A 20976-nucleotide genomic window follows, 5' to 3' on the forward strand; every position below is an offset into this window, starting at 1 on the left:
TATTCTTTATAGTTGATTTTAAATAAATATAAACGAAATATCGAATACTAATTTGTGCATATTGTAGGAACAAACGTTTGAAATATGTGAAAAAGTATGTTATATTGTGTTTAGAATAAAGAAAGGCACAAGATATATGAACAAGAACGAGAAAGAACTGGAACAGATCAGCACAACAGACAAATTAAAGGCATTTAAAGCTCTTAAGGATGCCGGCCTTCGCGTTGAGATGAGCGGAAGCGGAGTCCCTACTGTTGTATGCGTATCACCACTTGATATTGATAAAGAGATCAAGAATGTTAAGAAGATTCTTAAGGAACTTCGCTACAACGGAAGCTTCGGCGTAAGAGGACCAAGAAAGTCAGACCAGATCTCAACGGAAGAGGTTTCCGAGAAGAAGGAAGAGGGCGAAGCAATCCCCGCATAACGAACTTTCCAATAAAAAAGGCACCTGTTAAACAGGTGCCATGATTTTGGGAGGAGGGGTCGATTAGTGGGGAGCCAATCGACCCGGTATGAAAAAAGTTTTGTTGGGGGAGTCAGAAGTTTGTTACTTCTGATATGTTAATATCTTACTTGCTAAATTTGGACAAATTATGGACGATTTATAAAGAAAACATAAAGTAATTCGAAATAATAAATAATTGTCTAACGATATATAGTATAATTTATAATATAACTATAGGACATCATCGATTGCGAGGGGATTTGTATGGACAGGTTTTCTGCAAGAGACATGGGATTTTCGCTAAGTCAGATAACTTCGGGAGATTGCGCTGCTGCAGCTGCAAGAGCTGCTGCTGCGGATCTTATCTTTAAGATTAACAATGAAAATGTAACGATAAATCATTCACACGGTGCTTCAAGGACCTATATGTTGCAGCGCGTAGATGATAAGTGTGACAATGACCAGTCTGAGTATGTGGCCCTGATGGAGGGAGGAATGGCTCCCGATATCAGAGAAAGAGCCAACATTCATGTATGTGTTTCCAGGATCAAAGATATAAATGAAACTGCAGATAACTCTCATATAGACCTTCGCTATCCAAATCTCTTTTTACGAGGCGGAGAAGGCATTGGAACTGCAGCTGTAGATATGAACGGAATAAAGAAAGGTCAGCCTCTTATCGAGAAGGAGTGCAGAGCGCTGATATTTGACGCAGTTGCTGATGTGTGCGAGGCTTCAGACGGTTATCAGCTTCTGATGATAACGGTATCCTGTCCTGAAGGAATGATGATTGCTGCCAAACAGGCAATGGGACAGAGTGCATTCTCGGGCGGAATAACCATTATGGGCAGCTACGGACGCATTCCTCCAATCCATATGAGGGAGATTTCCAATTCCATCGATGAGCAGATACGTTTCCAGACGAGGCAGGGCATCAGATCAATTCTGGTAAGTCCCGGAAGATACTGCGCAGACAAGATAAATCAAAGCCTGCATGTTGACCTCAAGACCAGTATTTTCTGCTATAACTTCCCAGGAGAAGCAATTGATGAAGCGGTTGCTGAGGGAGTACAGAACTTCCTTCTTGTAGGAAATGCAGGCAAGCTGGTTAAACTCGCTGCAGGCATCATGAATACCAATTCATCCGCTTCGGATGCAAGGAGAGAGATTTTTGCAGCGCATGTAGCCCTTGTTGGCGGAACTTCCGCTCAAGCCAAGACTTTGATGGGCTGTGTAACTGTCGATGAGATGTTATCTCTTTTAGATAAATGGGGACTTCGAGACATGGTTATGCAGAGCATAATGGTTCAGATAGAAAACAGCGTCAGAAGAAGGTGCCGTGGAAAGATGCAGTTTGGAGTTGCACTGTTTTCCGAACAATTTGGGCTATTGGGTCAGACCTCGGATACAAGAAATGTCCTGATGAAAGTTTCTCAGGAACAATATGCATTGTCACTTAAGATGAAATAAGATATTCTATTATTATATAAATTAGTTAAATATTCTGCATAGGTTAGGAGATGACAGCTAATGAAAAACATCCTGTTTGTGGCTTCAGAAGGAGTACCTTTTATTAAGACAGGCGGACTTGCCGACGTTGTGGGATCACTTCCCAAGAATATCGACAAGAGATACTTTGATGTAAGGGTTATTTTGCCTTTATATAAGTGCATCAATCAGCAGATGAAGGATAAGATGGAGTACGTATCCAACTTCTACATGGATTTCCATTGGAAGAATGAGTACGTAGGTATCTTTAAGGCTGAGGTTGATGGTATTAAATATTACTTCATCGACAATGAATTCTATTTCAATGGCATGAAGCCTTATTGTGATGATGTTATCTTTGAGATTGAGAAGTTCGCTTACTTCTCAAAGGCTGCGCTGTCAATTCTTCCGGCAATTGATTTCAGACCTGACATCATTCACTGTCACGACTGGCAGACAGGCCTTATCCCTGTTTACCTCAAAGAGAGATTCCAGGGCAGTGAGTTCTACAGAGGAATCAAGGCCATCATGACCATCCACAACCTGAAGTTCCAGGGCAAGTGGGATATTAAGAAGGTTCAGGAGATCACAGGACTTCCGGATTACTACTTCACACCGGATAAACTGGGACTTTACAAGGATGCCAACCTCCTTAAGGGCGGTATCGTATATGCAGATGCCATTACAACAGTTAGTAAGGCCTATGCTGAGGAGATCAAGACTGAGTTCTACGGCGAAGAGCTTGACGGACTGTTAAGAGCAAGGGCTAATGACCTTCGAGGCATTGTCAACGGTATTGACTACGATGAGTTCAATCCTGAGACAGACCAGTATATACCTTACAAGTACAATGCGATCAACTTCCGTAAGGAGAAGGTTAAGAATAAACGTGCTCTTCAGAAAGAGCTTGGCCTTAAGGAAGATGACAAGATGATGATGATCGGTATCGTTTCAAGACTTACCGACCAGAAGGGATTTGACCTCATCAACTACGTTCTCGATGAGCTCTGCCAGGATGCGATCCAGCTGGTAGTTCTTGGAACAGGTTCTGAGCAGTACGAGAATTCCTTCAGACACTTTGACTGGAAGTACAATGATAAGGTTTCTGCCAATATCTACTATTCAGAGCCTATGTCACACAAGATATATGCAGCATCTGATGTGTTCCTGATGCCTTCGCTCTTTGAGCCCTGCGGACTTTCACAGCTCATGGCTCTCAGATACGGAACTATTCCGATTGTAAGACAGACCGGTGGTCTTATCGATACCGTTGAGCCTTACAACAAGTTTGAGGGAACAGGAACAGGCTTCGGCTTCCTTAACTACAACGCTCATGAGATGCTTGGTACCATCCGTGAAGCTGAGCATGTTTACTATGATCAGAAGCGCGAATGGAACAAGATGATCGACAGAGCAATGGCTGTGGACTTCTCATGGAAGGTTTCCGCAGAAAAATATCAGGAGATGTACGACTGGCTCAGGCCATAACAGTTTTTCTAAATGGATAGTAACAAGACAAGCGAAAACTCTAAAAAAGGACTATTTGTACAGGCCGGGATTCTTGCTATTGCAGGCGTGATATCAAGAATTATCGGCCTGCTTTACAGAAGCCCACTCACAGCTGTTATCGGAGATGAAGGTAACGGCTATTACTCGACGGCTTATAATTTTTATAGCATCGTCCTTCTTATTTCTTCTTATAGTATTCCGTCAGCTATTTCCAAGATCCTTTCAGGCAAACTGGCAGTAAAAGAATATAGAAACGCCCATAAGATATTCAGGGCAGCTCTGGTCTATGTTTCAATCGTAGGCCTTTTAGGCGCACTGATTCTTTTCTTTGGCGCAGACTTCCTTGTTGTGGGACGAAGTGCGACTGTCCTTAGGTTCTTTGCACCCACAATTTTCTTCTTTGGATTCTTAGGTGTTCTTAGAGGTTATTTCCAGGCTCACAGAACCATGGTGCCAACATCAATTTCCCAGCTGGTGGAGCAGGTCTTTAACGCTATAGTAAGTATTACCGGCGCTGTTATACTGACCGGAATGGTGGGCGAAGGCGACCCATCTAAAAGAGCTGTCTACGGAGCTATAGGTAGTGCCCTGGGAACAGGTTCAGGCGTTCTGGTTGCTTTGATCTTTATGTTTGTTGTCTATAAGTTTAACAGCAGCAATATTCATAGAAGAATTGAGAGCGATGAGAGCGAGGATATGGGCTATGGTCAGGCTTTCTTGTTGATTCTGATGGTCGTTACGCCTTTTATCCTGAGCACTTTTATTTATAATGTATCAACAACGCTGAACTCAACCTTCTTTACAAGAATTCTTATAAATGTAAAGGGAATGGAAGAGAGCACTGTGGCCTATCAATACGGAATCTTTTCCAGTAAGGCCATGGTCATCACAAACCTTCCGATTGCTCTTGCAAGCGCAGCTGCAGCTGCCATGATTCCCGAGATATCCGCGACTCTTGCTAAGGATGGCATGGATGAGGCGGCCAAAACTGTAGCGAGGGTCAACAGAGTTATTCTGATGATCTCTATTCCTTGCGCTGTAGGACTATTTGCACTGGCTAAACCTGTCATGATGATACTGTTCCCACAGAAGGCTTCTCTTGATGAGGCGTCGATGCTTCTGATGTTCCTTGCAATAACTGTTGTATTCTATTCGCTTTCAACTGTGACTAATGCTGTTCTGCAGGGAATTGGCAAGGTGTATATTCCTGTAATAAATGCCGGTATATCACTGATTGTTCAGGCAGCTTTACTGGTTTTATTGCTTCTGTATACTAATCTGAACGATATAGCGCTTTGTATCGTGACAATCACATATTCACTGATGATGTGCGTTCTCAATAACTTCTTTATGAAGAGAAGCCTGGATGTTGCTACGGATATTAAAAAGACCTTTGTACTTCCGGCATTTTCTGCAATAGTCATGGGTGCTGTAGCTTACGGAATTCATTTTGTGTTTATGCTATTGCTCGGACATCTTGAAAGAGGAGAATATTTTATTAATCTTATTGCAACAATGGTCGCAGTTGTAGCTGCTGTGGTGGTTTATTTTACAGTTTTGATCAAGAGCGGAGGTGCTTCAGAGGAGGATATCAAGCGTTTTCCGAAAGGCGCAAGTATAGCAAGAATACTAAAGAAATTTAAAATATTATAGTTTCTTTATACTTTTGAAAAAAATACAAAAAAATTACAAAAAAAATATAAATTATGATGGACATTATGATTGATATAATATTACAATAAGGTGTGAAAAAAATTCATAAAAATTTCACATCTTATTTTTTTCTTATGTAGGAGGAGGATTGTATGTTGAAGAAATGCAATAGAATTTTGGCTTTTCTTCTGGCTCTGGTTCTTGTAATCACAACTTTTAAAAGTGATTTCAACGGCTTAAGAGTATTTGCCGGTGAAGAAGATGCAATCACCGTTGATGCTCCGGAGACAGATGAAGTTGGAGAAAAGAAAGAGGAAGAGAAAGAAGAGACGGAGCTTCCACCAATCTTTGTCAAAACTGATGAAGTCCCGGTAGAATCGGTTGTTCCAGTAACTGTTTTGACAGCTGATGAAGTTAAGCCTGCTGAGACTATTATTAATGATCCTGATGCTGTAAAGGACAATACTAAGGATGGCCAGGGCGAAGAAGGCACTGTTAAAGATGAAAAGGCTGATGCAGATAATGCTGATAAAAAGCCTGTTGAAGGTGAAACTAGTCAGGCAGTGAATGCAGAAAACGATTCAGCAAATATGTTTGAGGCTACTATTAAGTTTTCATATGTCGATGCCAATGGCGAAACAAATAAAGAAGTCAAAACTGTTTCCTGGGATGCTGATGAAGATGGTGAAAAATATGATTACACTTTACCTTCATTTAATGAAATCTTTAAAAACGTAAGTTTTGAAGATCAGACCTTTGACGGATGGGAAGATGAAAATAACCAATCTCTGGAAGTATTGACTTTAAATAATGCTGATTACAGAGAAGTTACTGCTACTTGGAAAAAGGCTGAAGAATCTAACGAAGAAGGATTCGATGTAGAAGAAAATAAGGTTGATATAGACGTATTTGTAAGGAATAGTACAAATGACGTTACAGAAAAAGAATTTAAAAAGCTTTTAGGTCTGGAAGAAGCTAACGAAGGCCAGTATGCTATTGGTAGCGCAAGCATTTCTGAGGAATTTGTTAAGGCTGAAGCTTCTGATAACGATACTGTCAAAGGTATTTTTACAGAACTCAATACAGACGGTCTTAATGCAAATGCAAATAATACTGTTGCTGATAATGTCGATAAGCTGACTTTTGATTATATTATTGTGAATACTGAGGAAGCAGGATATCAGCTTGTTATTAATATCTCTGATATTGATACGAAGACAGTTACTTTTATAGCTCGTTATTTTGAAAATAAAGATAGCGAATTTATAGAAAGAACTATTGGAGAAATTAAGTATTTACCAGGAAATGATGTTCACGCTTCTGACTCAAATGCTCTGATCGCATATAAGAAGACTTTTAAAGGTGTAGTATATGCGGTAAATGCTATATTCACATTAAATGGTGAGGATGCTGAAGACTACGTCGGATTTAGTAATATACAAGAAGACAAGACTGTATATGTTAAGTATCTGCCATTAAATCTGGAAGGAGATATTGTTGATGCATATTTCTTCCTGTTAAAGCGTGGAGAGACACTTATATTTACTGAAGATGACCCATTAGGCGAGGATCATCAGCCTGACAATGGTTATTTCCCTGAAGGTTCAGGCTACTGGGCAGGTTATGCAAAGAATATTGATTCAGAAGAACTTGCTGATAAGATAACATATCCAAAGCCTGATGATTACGATTACAAGGCTATTTTTGATTGGTATAACGGTATTAACCAGAGCGAAATCGGTTTTGGATTTAAATCGGGAACAACTTCAAGAATTCAGGAACACCTTGATGCTGATTATAATGCTTATCTTGATGCTGATGATGAGCGTTTCACTTTGGATGATATTAGATGGTATGTCTATAAGAGTGAAAGAGCAGCCGCAGTTGCGAATCATATTGATGGATATGTTACCGCTTATGTAACTTATGATTCAAACTACTTCGATACTAAGGATGAAGATCAGACAAGAATTAAAGATGCAAAGATAAAGGTTGATGATAAAACTGCAGTCAAAGACAACATGTTTACATCATACCCTTATAAATTCATCGGATGGAACACAGAAAGAGATGGCTCCGGAACAGCATATTCAGCTACTGATGAAATTGTAGTTGATAAGAAGATTGTTCTTTACGCACAGTGGGAAAAAGCAAAGAAGTACAAGATAAAGATTCAGGTTGATGCTGATGGCAAGCAATTAGATGTTGTAGAAAAATACAGTGGTATATATTTTACAAATGATCTTAATGTAAATGTTAAAGCTGAAATGCTTGGACATGATGTCGACCAGAATAATACAAATGGCGTCTTTTTCAGAAAGGCAGTTTCTGACTTTGTAAATAAGGTTCTTAGTCTTGGAACACTGGTTGTATATGCTGCTGATGAAGATGCAGATAATAACAAGAGAGTTGTAGACCCTGTGACTGAGCTCATCGATGGGTTGGATGTAACTGTTGAAGGACTTTATACTACCGGTGGAAAGGGCTTGAATGTAGGTAATTATCCTGTAGATCTTCATTATGATGAGCTTAAAATTACTACCAAGGTAGATGGTAGTGATGTTGACGTCAAGGATTTATTCGAAGTAGAAGTTGAGCTGAAAAATGGTGAAGAAACTAAGACCATTTCTATTACAGAAGCTGAAATGAAAGAAACCACCAAGATTGCTAATCTTGAGATTGTTAAGAGAAATGTTGTTCTTACATCAGGCAGCGATAGTAAGGTTTACGACGGAACTCCTCTTACAAAGGATGGCGTAAGCGTTTCAGGTGATGGATGGGCAAATGGAAAAGAAAGAGGTCAGGAAGGCGCTACATATAACGTAACCGGATCTCAGACGGCAGTTGGTAGTAGTAGTAATCCGTTTACTTACACTCTTAAGAGTGAGAATACTTTTGCCGGTAACTATAACATCACAACTAATTTTGGAACACTTACTGTTACACCGCCTAGAAGTGATGATAATCCTCCGCCAGATGATCCGCCTACAATAACACCTCCTACAGAAGGTCAGGTTCTTGGTGCAACAAGACCGGTTGACGGAGCAGCAGTCCTTGGTGCAAGAAGAGGACGTACAGAGGATTCTACCGATACTTTTGGAAGAATAATTACAATTATCGTAGCAGCTGCTATCGGCTTCACAATGGTATTCATTAAAAGAAAGACAAAAGAAGAATAAGCCTACTACATAAAAGAAAGACGTCTGGCCGCTTTGGCGGTCAGGCGTCTTAGTTTTAGTATTAATCACTGATTAGTTTAAGTGATGATATATCAGGTGAAATAGCCATAGAGTAGTTTGTGTAATATACAACGAAACCGGGTTTTGCACCATTTGGTTTCTTTACATCTTTTCTCTGCAGATAGTCTATTTCAACCTTTTCCTGATTCTTACCCTTTGAATAAAAGCCGGCAAGAGCAGCTGCTTCCTCAAAGGCTCTGTCAGGAACTTCTTTTCCTCCGGTTAAAAGAACTACATGTGATCCGGGAATCTTTTTAGCATGGAACCACCAGTCGCCTCCGTTTGCTGTCTTAAATGTAAGTTCATCGTTTTGAATGTTATTCTTTCCTACATAAATATCAAAGCCATCGCTGGAGAGGTAGTGGAAAGGAGCACTCTTTACCTTGTCATTCCGTCCTTTTTTACCTGATACATGGGATTTAATATATCCGCTTTCTGCAAGTTCCTGCCTTATCTGAGCCAGGTCAGTTTCTTTCTGAGCTATATCAAGAGAAGTAGCAATAGACTCGAGCTGTTCAATTGCTTCAGCTACTTCTTTCATCTGTTCTTCCAGGGCTTCCTGAGTTCTCTTGAGTTTAGTGTATTTATCAAAATACCTTTTGGCATTCTGATTGGGCGTGAGAGTAGGATCCAAAGGAATAGTAATATCTTTTCCTGTGTTATAGTCATTGACGGTGATGGATTTATCGCCTTCCTTAGCATTGTAACCATAGGTGTTTAGAAGTTCTCCATATACTCTGTATTTATCTTTCTTCTCCGAATCTGCCATCTGCTTGGATTGAAGATCATATTTTCTGACATTACGCTCCAAAGCTGTCTGAACGATTTTTCTGAGGTCAACAGATTTCTGACGGATTCTTGTGAAAGTATTTTTTTCAGAATAATACTGTTCAATAAGCGAAGAGATAGAATCACATTCTTTTACCATCCATGAGCTATCAGACTCAGAAAGTTCCTTTCCGAAACCATAAAGTGTAAGAGGTATGGAAGAATATTCCTTAGGAGCATTTCCTTCATAGTAAATTGCCGGATTATAGTTGCCTGATTTGATACACTCAACTATATCTCCAAAATGTCTGTAGATAGAAGTAGATTCCCTGGTATCCAAGGCGATTGCCGATTTATCAGCATCAATTCCGGCTCTGAAACTTATCTCCTGTGCAATGATCGGAGATATACCTGTATAGCTGGAATAAATTGCTTTAAACACAGGCATTCCTTTGCTGAGAACGAGGGAAGAGAATTCATCAGCTGTAGTCGTTAGAGGATTTGCTTTCTCCTGTGATGGGATAAAATAGGTTCTTCCGGGAAGAACTTCTCTTACTGAGCTTACAGATGCCGGAATATGCTTAATAGAGTCAATTATAACGTCATTTTCATCGGTAAAGATAATATTACTGTATTTGCCCATAATCTCGATTATGAGAGTTTTATGGCGTAAATCGCCCATTTCGTCTAAATGCTCTACCTCAAAGCGGATGACTCTCTCAAGACCGCCGGGCTGTGTTATAGATATGATCCTTCCGTTTTGTATATGCTTTCTTAGGAGCATGCAGAAGTTGGGTGCAGTCATAGGAGATGCTTTTGTTTCATCCGTAAGATAAACAAGTGGAAGCGTAGCATCTGCTGAAAGCACCAGCTTTGTCTGCTTGATCCCGAATTTATCTGCTGCTTCAAAAGAGAGTTTCACAGTGATAAAAAGCTCATCACTTTCTGTCTGAGCTATCTTGTATATACGTCCTCCGACGAGCAGGTCGGAGAAATCCTTTGTAAGGTTTGCGATTGTAATTCCGTCAAATGCCATTTCAAATATTTCCTTTTCAAATAATAAATGCATGACTATTATACAGTAAAATAGCATATTTGGTTGAGATTTTTTGAAATTGCTGATATAGTATTTTAGTATACATTTTGGAGGATTAGCTATGGAAAACGAAAAGAAGATAATGCTCTCCGGCATTCAGCCAAGCGGAGATTTACATTTGGGAAATTACCTTGGAGCCATCAAGAACTGGGCAGACAGGGTAAATGATTTTGAGTGCTATTACTTTATGGCAGATATGCACACCATCACAGTAAGACAGGATCCCAAGGAACTCAGAAGACGTTCTCTTGAGATGCTTGCTCTTTATATTGCATGCGGACTTGATCCTGAGAAGAACACTCTTTTCCTTCAGTCACATGTTCCTGCTCATGCACAGCTTGGATGGGTTCTTGACTGCTATACAATGTTCGGCGAGCTTAGCCGAATGACTCAGTTTAAAGACAAATCCGAGAAGCACAAAGACAATATCAATGCCGGTCTTTTCACATATCCTTCTCTTATGGCTGCAGATATTCTTCTGTATCAGCCTCACTACGTACCTGTAGGAGAAGACCAGAAACAACACGTTGAGCTTACTAGAAATATTGCTGAGCGTTTCAATAACATCTATGGTGACGTATTTAGAATTCCTGAGCCTTATATTGCCAAGACAGGTGCTCGTATTTATGGCCTCACAACACCGGGATCCAAGATGAGTAAGTCAGAGCCTAACGGATGTGTATTCCTTATGGATGAGCCTGATGTTGTAATGAAGAAGTTTAAGAGAGCAGTAACAGACTCAGATACAGAGAACTGCGTTCGCTATGACAAGGAGAACAAGCCGGGCGTAGCTAACCTTATGAATATCTACTCAACCATTACAGGCAAGACCTTTGAAGAGATTGAGAAAGAGTTCGAAGGACAGGGCTATGGTGCATTTAAGCCTGCAGTAGGAGAGGCTGTGCTTGAGACACTTAATCCTATTCGTGAGGAAGCTAAGAGACTTATTGCTGATAAGGCTTATCTTGAGAGTGTATATAAAGAGGGTGCTGAGAGAGCATCTTATATTGCAAACAAGACACTTCGTAAGGTTTATAAGAAAATCGGATTTTATCAGCTCTGATTTAATATGATGATATAAAGGGAAACGCCGCTTTCAATAAAATGAAAGCGGCGTTTTTTAAAAGGATTAGGAGTTGAAATGAAAAATAGAATTACTGTATTTAAGGATTAAAGGCAGCTCTGGTATGCAGCCTTAGCACCCTCTGTGTGGATCTTCTTAAGATCAGCAATAACTGTATCTGTAAGACCATCAATCTTATTGAGGTCCTGATCCCACATCTTTTCATTGCCAAGGACAGCCTTTACAAGGTCTTCCTCAGAATCATTCTTGTGGTCATAGAAGAACTCAAGTGCCCATCTGTCATCGTTGACAGTGTAGGTGTTTCCGGCAGGTCTCTTACATACAAGTCCTGCATCTGTAAGTTCCTGAACATCATTTGAATAGAAAGCTATATATGCTGCCAGTGACATTGTAAGGCAAACAGGGAGCTTGCCGTTCTTATCAATATACTGAAGGAATGAAGGCATGTTTCTTGCCTTCCACTTACTTGTTGAGTTAAGTGAGATTGACATAAGCTCGTGGTTTACAAAAGGATTGTTGAATCTGTCCTTAACAGCAGCTGCGAACTGATTGAGGTCATTCTCATCAAGGTGATCAACGAGAGTAGGAATAACTTCTTCATTGAGCATCTTGTTCATGAAGCCTGCAACAGCATCATCCTGCATGCAGTCACGAACAATATCAAATCCTGCAAGATAGGCTCCGAGTACAAATCCTGTGTGAGCACCGTTGAGGATACGAACCTTACGATGCTTATATGGCATTACATCAGGAACAACATGTACATTTACACCGGCTTTCTTGAAAGGAAGTCTGTCCTCAAGACCTTCAGGTCCTTCGATGATCCATACTCCAAAGATCTCACCAACATCGATGAGCTCGTCGTGATATCCGTTCTCAGCTTCGAGCTTCTCAACTTCCTTAGGATCACGGATCCTTCCGGGAACAATTCTGTCTACAAGAGTAGAGCAGAAGATGTTTTCATTATTTACCCAGTTCTTAAACTCATCCTCAAGTTTCCACTGGTCTATGTACTGATTGACACACTTTAAAAGCTCTTTTCCGTTATTATCTATAAGCTCGCAGGAGAGAACTACGATACCCTTCTTGCCTGCCTTAAATCTTCTGTAAAGTACCTGAGTGAGCTTTCCGGGGAAGCTGGCTGCAGGCTGATCATCGAAATTGCAGGAAGGATCATAAGCAATACCTGCCTCAGTTGTGTTGGAAGCAATAATATCGAGATCGTCGCTTTCTGCAATTTCCATAATCTTATCAAAATCGCTTTTATCGTATGGATTTAAGCAGCAGTCACATGCGGAGATAACTCTCTTTGCATCAACTTTCTGACCGTTCTCACTACCTCTTAAGTAAAGGGTATAAAGACCTTCCTGCTTATTTACAAGCTCTGTAAGTCCCATTGAAATAGGCTGTACAAGAGCAACCTTACCGTTGAAACCGGCCTTCTCATTGCTGATGTCAAAGAAATAGTCAACGAAAGCACGCATAAAATTACCTTCGCCAAACTGAAGAACCCTGATAGGAGCATCCTTTAAAACGTACCCCTTGTAACCTGATTTCTCAAGTACATCATAGTTTAATAACTCCATATGAATTTACCTCCTGTAATGTAACCGCTTACAATTATTAGCGCTTAATTTCTTTTCTAAATATTGTTATATCAAATTATGTAAGCGTTTACAATAGTAAAATTTTAATAATTTTCAAATGCTTCTTTTGGCACAGTTACGGATTTCGTTGACATTGACCTTGAAATTGCGTTATATTATAATAACTTGTGTAAATTTATACCCAAAATAAGGGGGATTACTAGATATGGTCTGCAGTATGACTGGTTTTGGCAGAAGTGAAGTCACAGAAGGTCAGCGCAAGTATATTGTTGAGCTTAAGTCTGTTAACAACAGGTACCTTGATATCAATATAAAGATGCCCAAGAAGTTCAATTCTTTTGAGTCAGCTATAAGAGCTGAACTTAAGAACTTTATGAAGCGTGGCAAGGTCGATGTTTTCATTAGTTATGAGGATTTTTCAGAATCAGAATCCAGAGTAAAATATAATAAGGCTATCGCTGAAGAGTATTTCAATTACCTGAAAGAAATGGCGGATGATTTCGGACTTGATAATGATGTACGTATCTCAGTACTTTCAAGATTTCCGGAAGTATTTACTATGGAAGAAGAGGAACTTGACGAAGAAGAGGTCTGGAGCGGAATCAAGAAGGCTCTTGATGAGGCAGGCAAGCAGTTCTTAGAGTCAAGGACAAGAGAGGGCGAGTTCCTTTCCAAGGATTTAAATGCCAAGCTTGATGGTATGTTTGAGAATGTAGAATATATCACCGAGAGATCGCCTGAGATCATAACAGAGTACAAGGCTAAACTCAGAGAGAAGATAGCAGATCTCTTAGATGACAAGCAGGTTGATGAGAACAGGCTTGCGATGGAAGTTACCATCTACGCTGACAAGGTTTGCGTTGATGAGGAACTTACAAGACTTAGAAGCCACATTCTTGCTACCAAGGAAGCTCTTTCTACAGGCGATGACAAGGACGGAATAGGCAGAAAGCTTGATTTCCTGGCGCAGGAGATGAACAGAGAAGCCAATACAATTCTTTCAAAGTCTACAGACCTTAAGATCTCAGACAGAGGAATCGCACTTAAGACTGATATTGAGAAAGTAAGGGAGCAAATACAGAACATTGAGTAATCGTAAAGGTATAATAATAGTTGTTTCAGGATTTTCCGGTGCCGGTAAGGGCACACTTATGAAGGAGCTGACCAAGAAATACGACAATTACGCGCTTTCAGTATCAGCTACAACCAGAAACCCAAGACCCGGAGAAGTTAACGGCAGAGAGTATTTCTTTGTAACAAATGAGGAGTTTGAGAAGCTTATTAACGAGAACGGCCTCATAGAACACGCAGGTTACGTAGATCATTACTACGGAACTCCCAGAAAGTTTGTAGAAGATAAGCTTTCACAGGGAATAGATGTTATACTTGAAATAGAGATTCAGGGAGCTCTTCAGATAAAAGAGCAGTATCCTGACGCGGTACTTCTTTTCGTAATGCCGCCATCAGTGGCAGAACTCGAGAAGAGACTTCGAGGACGCGGAACAGAGACTGAGGAAGTAATTCTTCAGAGGCTAAAGAGAGCTAAGGAAGAGTCCGTAGGAATCGAGAAGTATGACTATCTTGTTATCAATGATGATCTTGAAAAGTGCACAGAGAGGCTTCATAGTATAATAGAAGCAGCTCACGGAGCACCATCAAGAAATCTTGATTTTATAGAAACCATCAGAGATGAGCTTAACAGGTTATAAACCTTTAGCTTGTATATGCGGTTATTATCGCAGGAAAGGAATAAAATGATACACCCTTCTTATGTAGATCTTATGAACGTAGTAAATAAGGAAGTTGAAGAGGGCGAGCAGCCTGTAATCAATTCCAGATATTCAGTAGTTATGGCTACTGCAAAGAGAGCAAGACAGATCATTGCCGGTGACGAGCCAATGGTTAAGGTTAAGGACAAGCAGAAGCCTCTTTCAATTGCAGTAGACGAGATGAACCAGGCACAGCTTCGTATTCTTACAGATGAGGAGAAGGCAGCCCTTCTTTCAGAGAACGAAGAGACAGCCGCAGCTGAGGAGACAGCAGAGAACGAATAATATGAAAATATTTTTTGTTTCGCTAGGATGCGACAAAAACAGAGTTGATACCGAGGTAATGCTTGGAATGCTCCAGGCACGCGGATACAGCTTTACAGATGATGAGGATGAAGCAAAAGCAGCAGTTGTAAACACCTGCTGCTTTATAAATGATGCCAAGCAGGAGAGTATCGACACTATACTTGAGCTCTCCGAGCGCAGGAAAGATGGCAGGCTTCAGGCACTCATAGTTACAGGTTGTCTCGGCCAGAGATACCAGGATGAGATACAGAAGGAGATTCCAGAAGTAGATGCAATCCTTGGAGTTACATCCATGGACAAGGTAGTTGATGCTATCGAAGCTACTGTTAAGAGGAACAAGCTCTTTTCCCATGAAAACTACTTCGAGGATATCGATAAGCCCGCTAAGGGCGGATATCAGAGAGTTATCACCACAGGAGGACTCTTTGATTATCTCAAGATTGCGGAAGGCTGTGACAAGCATTGCACCTACTGCATCATCCCCAAGGTAAGAGGCAGGTATCGCAGTATTCCCATGGATGAGCTTCTTATTGAGGCAAAAGACCTGGCGGAGGGCGGAGTTACTGAGCTTCTCGTAGTTGCTCAGGAGACCACCATCTACGGTACAGACCTGTACGGAAGAAAGATGCTTCCGGAGCTTTTACGAAAGCTCTGTAAGATAGAGGGCTTTAAGTGGATAAGAGTACTTTACTGTTATCCTGAAGAGATTGACGATGAACTGATAAAAGTCATGAAGGAAGAGCCCAAGATATGTCATTATCTTGACATCCCCATTCAGTCAGGGTCTGACAGGATCCTTAAGCTGATGGGAAGAAGGACGAACAGCGCCGAGATAAGAGCGCTGGTTACGCACCTTAGAGAAGAGATTCCGGACATCTGCATCAGAACTACGCTGATAAGCGGATTCCCGGGAGAGACTGCCGAGGATCACAAGCAGACTGAAGACCTTGTAAGTGATCTTAGATTCGACAGATTAGGGGTATTTACTTACTCTCAGGAAGAGGACACACCGGCTGCCACAATGCCGGATCAGGTTACTGAGAGGGTAAAGAACACTCGCAGAAACAAACTTATGCGAATTCAGCAGAAGATCGCATTTGAAGCTGCGGAGGATATGGTAGGAAAAACTGTAAGAGCAGTTGTGGAAGGCAGGATCACAGATGCTGATGATGACGATGGCCTTTCATACGTAGCAAGAACTTACAAGGATGCACCGGATATCGATGGATATCTTTTTATAACAGGAGTGCAGAGGGAGCTGATGACAGGGGATTATGTTGATGTCCTTATTACCGGCTCGAACGAATATGATTTGATAGGAGAGCTGAAAGATGAATTTACCAAATAAGTTAACTGTAGCAAGAGTAATTCTTATTCCGTTTTTTGTGTTTTTCCTTTTAAACGATTCTATGAACCCTAACTTTAAGTGGGTTGCGCTTGCAATCTTCATTGTTGCGAGCCTTACTGACCTTCTTGACGGCAAGATTGCCAGAAAGTATAACCTTGTAACAGATTTTGGAAAATTCATGGATCCCTTAGCTGATAAGCTTCTTGTTTGCAGCGCAATGATCGGCCTTATTGAACTTGGCAGGATCGAGGCGTGGATCGTAATCGTGATCATCGCAAGAGAGTTCATCATCAGCGGATTCAGACTTATTGCGGCAGATAACGGAAGAGTTATCGCAGCAAGCTATTGGGGAAAATTTAAGACTACATTCCAGATGTTCATGGTAATCCTTATGATTGCCAATATCGGAATGACACCATTTCCGCTTATAACACAGATCATCAAGTGGATAGCTCTTGTCCTGACTATCGTTTCACTTGTGGACTACCTTATCAAGAATAAGGACGTAATGAGCGGTCCCTTTTAAGCGATTTTAGGAGTATTAATGAGTAGTAAAGAAGTAAAAGAAGAAGTTAAGATCAGATACGACGAATCAGGTCTTGACGAGAGAATTATCAGAGCAGTGACCGAGATGGGATTTGAGTACATGTCACCCATTCAGGCAGCTGCAATCCCTGTGATGATGGAGGGAGTTGACATCATCGGTCAGGCCCAGACCGGAACGGGCAAGACAGCTGCATTTGGAATACCTCTTCTTCAGAAAGTAGATCCGGACAACAAGCACCTTCAGGCAGTGGTTTTATGTCCTACAAGAGAGCTTGCGATGCAGGCAGCTGACGATATCAGAGATTTTGCCAAGTTTATGTCGGGAGTTAAAGTTCTTCCGGTATATGGCGGACAGGATATTTCAAGACAGATAAAGGCACTTTCTGCAGGCGTTCAGATAGTAGTCGGAACCCCGGGACGTGTCATGGATCATATGAGAAGGCATACCATGAAGATGAAGGATGTCAGAGTTCTCGTGCTTGATGAAGCTGACGAGATGCTCGACATGGGCTTTAGAGATGACATTGAGACCATCCTTCAGGGAATGCCAGAGGAGCGCCAGACAGCTCTTTTCTCAGCAACAATGCCCAAGCCCATCCTCGAGATCACCAAGAAGTATCAGAAAGAGGATGCAAGGTTCATCAAGATGACTCCCAAGGAAATAACCGTGGCAGCCATCGAACAGGCATATTACAGAGTTCCTCAGAAGATGAAGGAAGAGGTGCTCACAAGGCTCATGGATTACTATAATCCTGCAAGAAGCCTTATTTTCTGCAACACCAAGAGAATGGTAGACCAGCTCTCTGAGAGCCTTAAGGGCAAGGGATATCTGTGTGACGGGCTCCACGGAGATCTTTCTCAGAACCAGCGCGATACCGTAATGAATCTCTTTAGAAGTGGCAGGATCAACATCCTCATTGCTACAGATGTAGCTGCTAGAGGAATTGATGTAAGCGGAGTTGAGGCTGTATTTAACTTCGATATTCCCGAGGATATTGAGTATTACGTTCACAGAATCGGACGTACCGGAAGAGCAGGTAAGAGCGGAAAGAGCTTTACCCTCGTCGGCGGCAGAGAGATGTACAAGCTTCGCGAGATTGAGAAGATCTGCCACACAACCATCGAGGAGAGACGAGTTCCAGGTGCAAAAGAGATAACAAGGGCCAAGTCTCAAAAGGTCTTTGCCGAAGTTATCGATATCATTGAGAATGACGACATCACTCAGGTTCTTGAGTATGTAAAGAGCAAGGTTGATGAGGGCGAGTACACAGCTGAGCAGCTGGCAGCCGGATTCATGAAGCTCAAGATGGGCGCTGACATTAAGGATATAGTTCTTTTTGAAAAGAGAGAATCCAAGCGAGACAGATACAGAAGAACCGGTGAAAGACTAAAAAGGCGCGAGGACGAGGGCGGAAGGCGCGGAAGATCTGATGATGAAAAGAGATCTTCACGTGACAGACGCTCCGATAAGAAGGACAGATTTGAGAAGACTGAAAAGAGATTTGACAAGAAGTCCGATAAGAGGAGCGTTTCCGGAAGACCTTCAAGAAAATCAGAGAAGAGACCTGAGAGAGTAGTTGAGAAAAAGCCTGAGAACAAGCTGGATATTGGCGATCTTAACGAACTCAAGGATATTTACAAAAAGAAAGAGAGCAGGTCAGCTGATAAAACTCGCAAGCCTTCAAACGACAGACCTGCAAGAAAGCGTTCATCAGATGCATTCGAAAATGTAGGACGTATCAACATCAAGGGTGAAGGCTCAACCAAGGCCTGGTATGTCGGACAGGACGAAGACACCATGAACCTGTCAAAGTCCAAAAAGAAGTCTGTAAAAGCTCAGAACAAAAAGAGGAGCCTTGATTATCTTCAGGATATGAGCGATCTTGTAATGGAGAGCTTCGGAAAAAGGAAGAACAGGGAGAGCGGGGATAAGAAATGACAAAAACTGGGGGTCGTAATCTAAACCGTGTAAGAGCTAAAGTCTTTAATATGGTCAGTACCGGCGTTGTTGATCAGCCAATCAACAAACTTTACGACATCCTGAGTATTATTGCCCTGATACTCAATCTTTTTGCGGCTTTCGCAATAACATTTGATTATATGGAGGAGCACTATAAAGGGCTCCTCCTTGCTATTGAAGCAGTGACGACATTTTCCTTTGCTGTTGATTACGTGCTTCGTCTTTTTACAGCAAAAGAGCTGTATCCAAAACTTTCAGAAAAAGATTCGGTAATAAAATATATCTTTTCCTTCGCAGGTCTGGTAGATCTTTTATCTTTCCTGCCATATTACCTGCCTGTATTCTTCCCTGCAGGAACCACAGTGTTCAGGCTATTTAGAGTGGCAAGAATACTGAGGCTCTTTAGGATCAATTCCTATTACGATCAATTGAATGTCATCACAGAAGTCCTTTCGTCCAAGAAGCAGCAGCTCACAGCATCAGTATTTATCATTCTGATCCTCATGATGGCTTCGAGTCTTTGCATGTACAGTGTTGAGCACGAAGCTCAGCCTGAAGTATTCCAGAATGCTTTCTCCGGAATCTGGTGGTCTGTATCTACGCTTTTGACGGTCGGATATGGCGATATTTATCCGGTGACCATAGCTGGTAAGATGCTGGGAATCCTCATAAGCTTTCTGGGTGTTGGTATGGTAGCTATCCCTACCGGTATCATAAGTGCCGGATTCGTCGAGCAGTATCAGAAGCTTAAGGCAGTAGGACAGTTCGCAGAGGAAGAAAATATTCACTTTATCAGGATCAAGCTTGGTGAAGAGGATTCATGGAATGGAAAAAGAATCTCTGAGATCGGTTTTCCTAAGGACATGATAGTTGTTTCCATTCAGAGAGAGAATGATACCATAATTCCAAGGGGAGATGTTGTCCTTAGGGAAGGAGACGTCGTTGCACTCTGTGCCGAGAAGGCAAAAGACCTCCAGCCGATTGAGCTAAGAGAGATCACAATAAACGAAGGGCATTCTTGGAATGGTGTTGCCATAAAAGATCTGGATATTTCAAGGCAGAGTCATATCTTCCTTATCAGGAGAAATGGAGAGGCAATCATTCCTCGTGGCAGTGTTGTCATAAATGCCGGAGACGTTGTTCTTCTGCAGGATAAGTATAAGAGAGTGATAATCTAAATTGTGACAAATATGTCACGTACTAGCGATAATTATTTGAGGTAGAACCGTGAGTGAGAATATTTTAAAGGACTTACAGGATATAGAATTAAAGAAGAAAATTTTAATAGATACAGAGCTCTTTGTGCTTGACATGGATGGCACTTTTTATCTGGGAGATGAGATCCTTGACGGAGCTCTTGATTTCCTTGAATCTGTTAAAAGAGCCGGTAAGAAATATATCTTTTTTACAAACAACTCATCAGTGTCATCAGAGAACTATATTGAGAAACTAAAAAAGATGAACTGTCACATTTCCAGGGACATGATCATGACCAGTGGAGATGTGATGATCAGATTTTTAAAGAGTAAGTACCCTGACAAGAGTGTATACCTGCTTGGAACACCTGAACTGGAAAAGAGCTTTAGAGAGGCAGGGGTCAATCTCTTTGAATCTGAGCGAGATGAAAAGGCAGCTATGAGCCATGCAATCTGCGAGAATATACCGGATATCGTGGTTGTGGCCTTTGATAAGACTTTAAATTATGAGAAGCTTTCAAACGCCTGCGTTTATATCATGAAGGGTGCTAAATTCCTGGCAACACACCTTGATATTAACTGCCCTGTGAAAGAAGGCTTTATTCCTGACTGCGGAGCAATGTGTGCTGCAATCGAGCTCTCAACCAAGGTAAGTCCTAAGTTTGTAGGCAAGCCATTTAAAGAGACTGTAGATATGGTAGTTGACGCGACAGGAGTAGATGCTTCTAAGATTTCTTTTGTCGGAGACCGCATATATACTGATGTTGCCACAGGTGTTAATAATGGGGCAATGGGAGTGCTGGTTCTGACCGGTGAGTGCAAGCTTGAAGAAGTGCCGGATTCTGAGGTTAAACCCACTGTTATATTTGACTCGATCAAGGAGATGGGAGAACTCCTTGATTAAAGCAAACAAATGTTCTATAATGTTCTTTAGAAAATCAGTTTGTGGGGGAAATTGC

The 20976-nt window shown here is 41.3% G+C and carries 15 protein-coding genes and 1 pseudogene; 14 read left to right on the plus strand and 2 right to left on the minus strand.

All coding sequences use genetic code 11. The annotated features are described in order from the left end of the window. Positions 1–136: 136 nt before the first annotated feature. From G632_RS0100080 to G632_RS0100100, 5 genes are all read left to right on the plus strand, one after another. Positions 137–427, plus strand: a complete 291-nt coding sequence (locus G632_RS0100080) for a hypothetical protein (protein WP_022766995.1) — start codon at positions 137–139, stop codon at positions 425–427. A 285-nt stretch (positions 428–712) separates the two neighbouring features. Beyond that, the gene (gene cbiD, locus G632_RS0100085) at positions 713–1918 is read left to right on the plus strand and encodes a cobalt-precorrin-5B (C(1))-methyltransferase CbiD (RefSeq protein WP_022766996.1); all 1206 of its coding nucleotides are present in this window, start codon (positions 713–715) and stop codon (positions 1916–1918) included. Positions 1919–1978: 60 nt separating this feature from the next. Beyond that, positions 1979–3424 (plus strand): glycogen synthase GlgA, encoded by a 1446-nt coding sequence (gene glgA, locus G632_RS0100090; protein WP_022766997.1) that lies wholly within the window; start codon positions 1979–1981, stop codon positions 3422–3424. Between the two features lie 12 nt (positions 3425–3436). Next, positions 3437–5098, plus strand: coding sequence for a putative polysaccharide biosynthesis protein (locus tag G632_RS0100095; protein WP_022766998.1), 1662 nt, complete (start codon positions 3437–3439; stop codon positions 5096–5098). 152 nt (positions 5099–5250) lie between these two features. Next, the gene (locus G632_RS0100100; RefSeq protein ID WP_022766999.1) at positions 5251–8277 is read left to right on the plus strand and encodes an InlB B-repeat-containing protein; all 3027 of its coding nucleotides are present in this window, start codon (positions 5251–5253) and stop codon (positions 8275–8277) included. 61 nt (positions 8278–8338) lie between these two features. Here the strand turns inward: G632_RS0100100 and G632_RS0100105 are convergent, their stop codons facing one another. Further along, positions 8339–10141, minus strand: a complete 1803-nt coding sequence (locus G632_RS0100105) for an Rqc2 family fibronectin-binding protein (protein ID WP_022767000.1) — start codon at positions 10139–10141, stop codon at positions 8339–8341. 121 nt (positions 10142–10262) lie between these two features. On the opposite strand from G632_RS0100105, the gene trpS reads away from it, so the two are divergent. Beyond that, positions 10263–11264, plus strand: coding sequence for a tryptophan--tRNA ligase (gene trpS / locus G632_RS0100110; protein WP_022765591.1), 1002 nt, complete (start codon positions 10263–10265; stop codon positions 11262–11264). Between the two features lie 107 nt (positions 11265–11371). Here trpS and G632_RS0100115 read toward each other — a convergent pair whose 3' ends face one another. Continuing rightward, entirely contained in the window at positions 11372–12871 is a 1500-nt protein-coding gene (locus tag G632_RS0100115; RefSeq protein ID WP_022767001.1) for a tagaturonate reductase, read from the minus strand. A gap of 226 nt (positions 12872–13097) precedes the next feature. Between G632_RS0100115 and G632_RS0100120 the strand changes: the two genes are divergently transcribed. The 8 genes and pseudogenes from G632_RS0100120 (at position 13098) to G632_RS0100155 (ending at position 20921) form a co-directional block, all read left to right on the plus strand. Next, entirely contained in the window at positions 13098–13985 is an 888-nt protein-coding gene (locus tag G632_RS0100120) for a YicC/YloC family endoribonuclease (protein WP_022767002.1), read from the plus strand. Next, entirely contained in the window at positions 13978–14601 is a 624-nt protein-coding gene (gene gmk / locus G632_RS0100125; protein WP_022767003.1) for a guanylate kinase, read from the plus strand. Before G632_RS0100120 ends, gmk begins: the two co-directional genes overlap by 8 nt. A gap of 45 nt (positions 14602–14646) precedes the next feature. After that, positions 14647–14946: a DNA-directed RNA polymerase subunit omega gene (gene rpoZ, locus G632_RS0100130; RefSeq protein ID WP_022767004.1), complete on the plus strand. Its 300-nt coding sequence runs from the start codon at positions 14647–14649 to the stop codon at positions 14944–14946. A gap of 1 nt (position 14947) precedes the next feature. Next, positions 14948–16315, plus strand: coding sequence for a 30S ribosomal protein S12 methylthiotransferase RimO (rimO, locus tag G632_RS0100135; RefSeq protein ID WP_022767005.1), 1368 nt, complete (start codon positions 14948–14950; stop codon positions 16313–16315). Beyond that, positions 16299–16841, plus strand: coding sequence for a CDP-diacylglycerol--glycerol-3-phosphate 3-phosphatidyltransferase (pgsA, locus tag G632_RS0100140; protein WP_022767006.1), 543 nt, complete (start codon positions 16299–16301; stop codon positions 16839–16841). The genes rimO and pgsA overlap by 17 nt, the downstream gene beginning before the upstream one ends. Positions 16842–16859: 18 nt before the next feature. Then, a pseudogene (locus tag G632_RS18345) lies at positions 16860–18173 on the plus strand (DEAD/DEAH box helicase); the annotation flags it as partial. 623 nt (positions 18174–18796) lie between these two features. Then, complete coding sequence (locus G632_RS22560; RefSeq protein ID WP_022767008.1) at positions 18797–19999, plus strand: ion transporter; 1203 nt, start codon at positions 18797–18799, stop codon at positions 19997–19999. Positions 20000–20048: 49 nt separating this feature from the next. Next, positions 20049–20921 (plus strand): HAD-IIA family hydrolase, encoded by an 873-nt coding sequence (locus G632_RS0100155; RefSeq protein ID WP_022767009.1) that lies wholly within the window; start codon positions 20049–20051, stop codon positions 20919–20921. Positions 20922–20976: the final 55 nt, after the last annotated feature.

The sequence above is a fragment of the Butyrivibrio sp. NC2007 genome, assembly GCF_000421405.1.
In the GTDB taxonomy this organism is placed as follows: Bacteria; Bacillota; Clostridia; order Lachnospirales; family Lachnospiraceae; genus Butyrivibrio.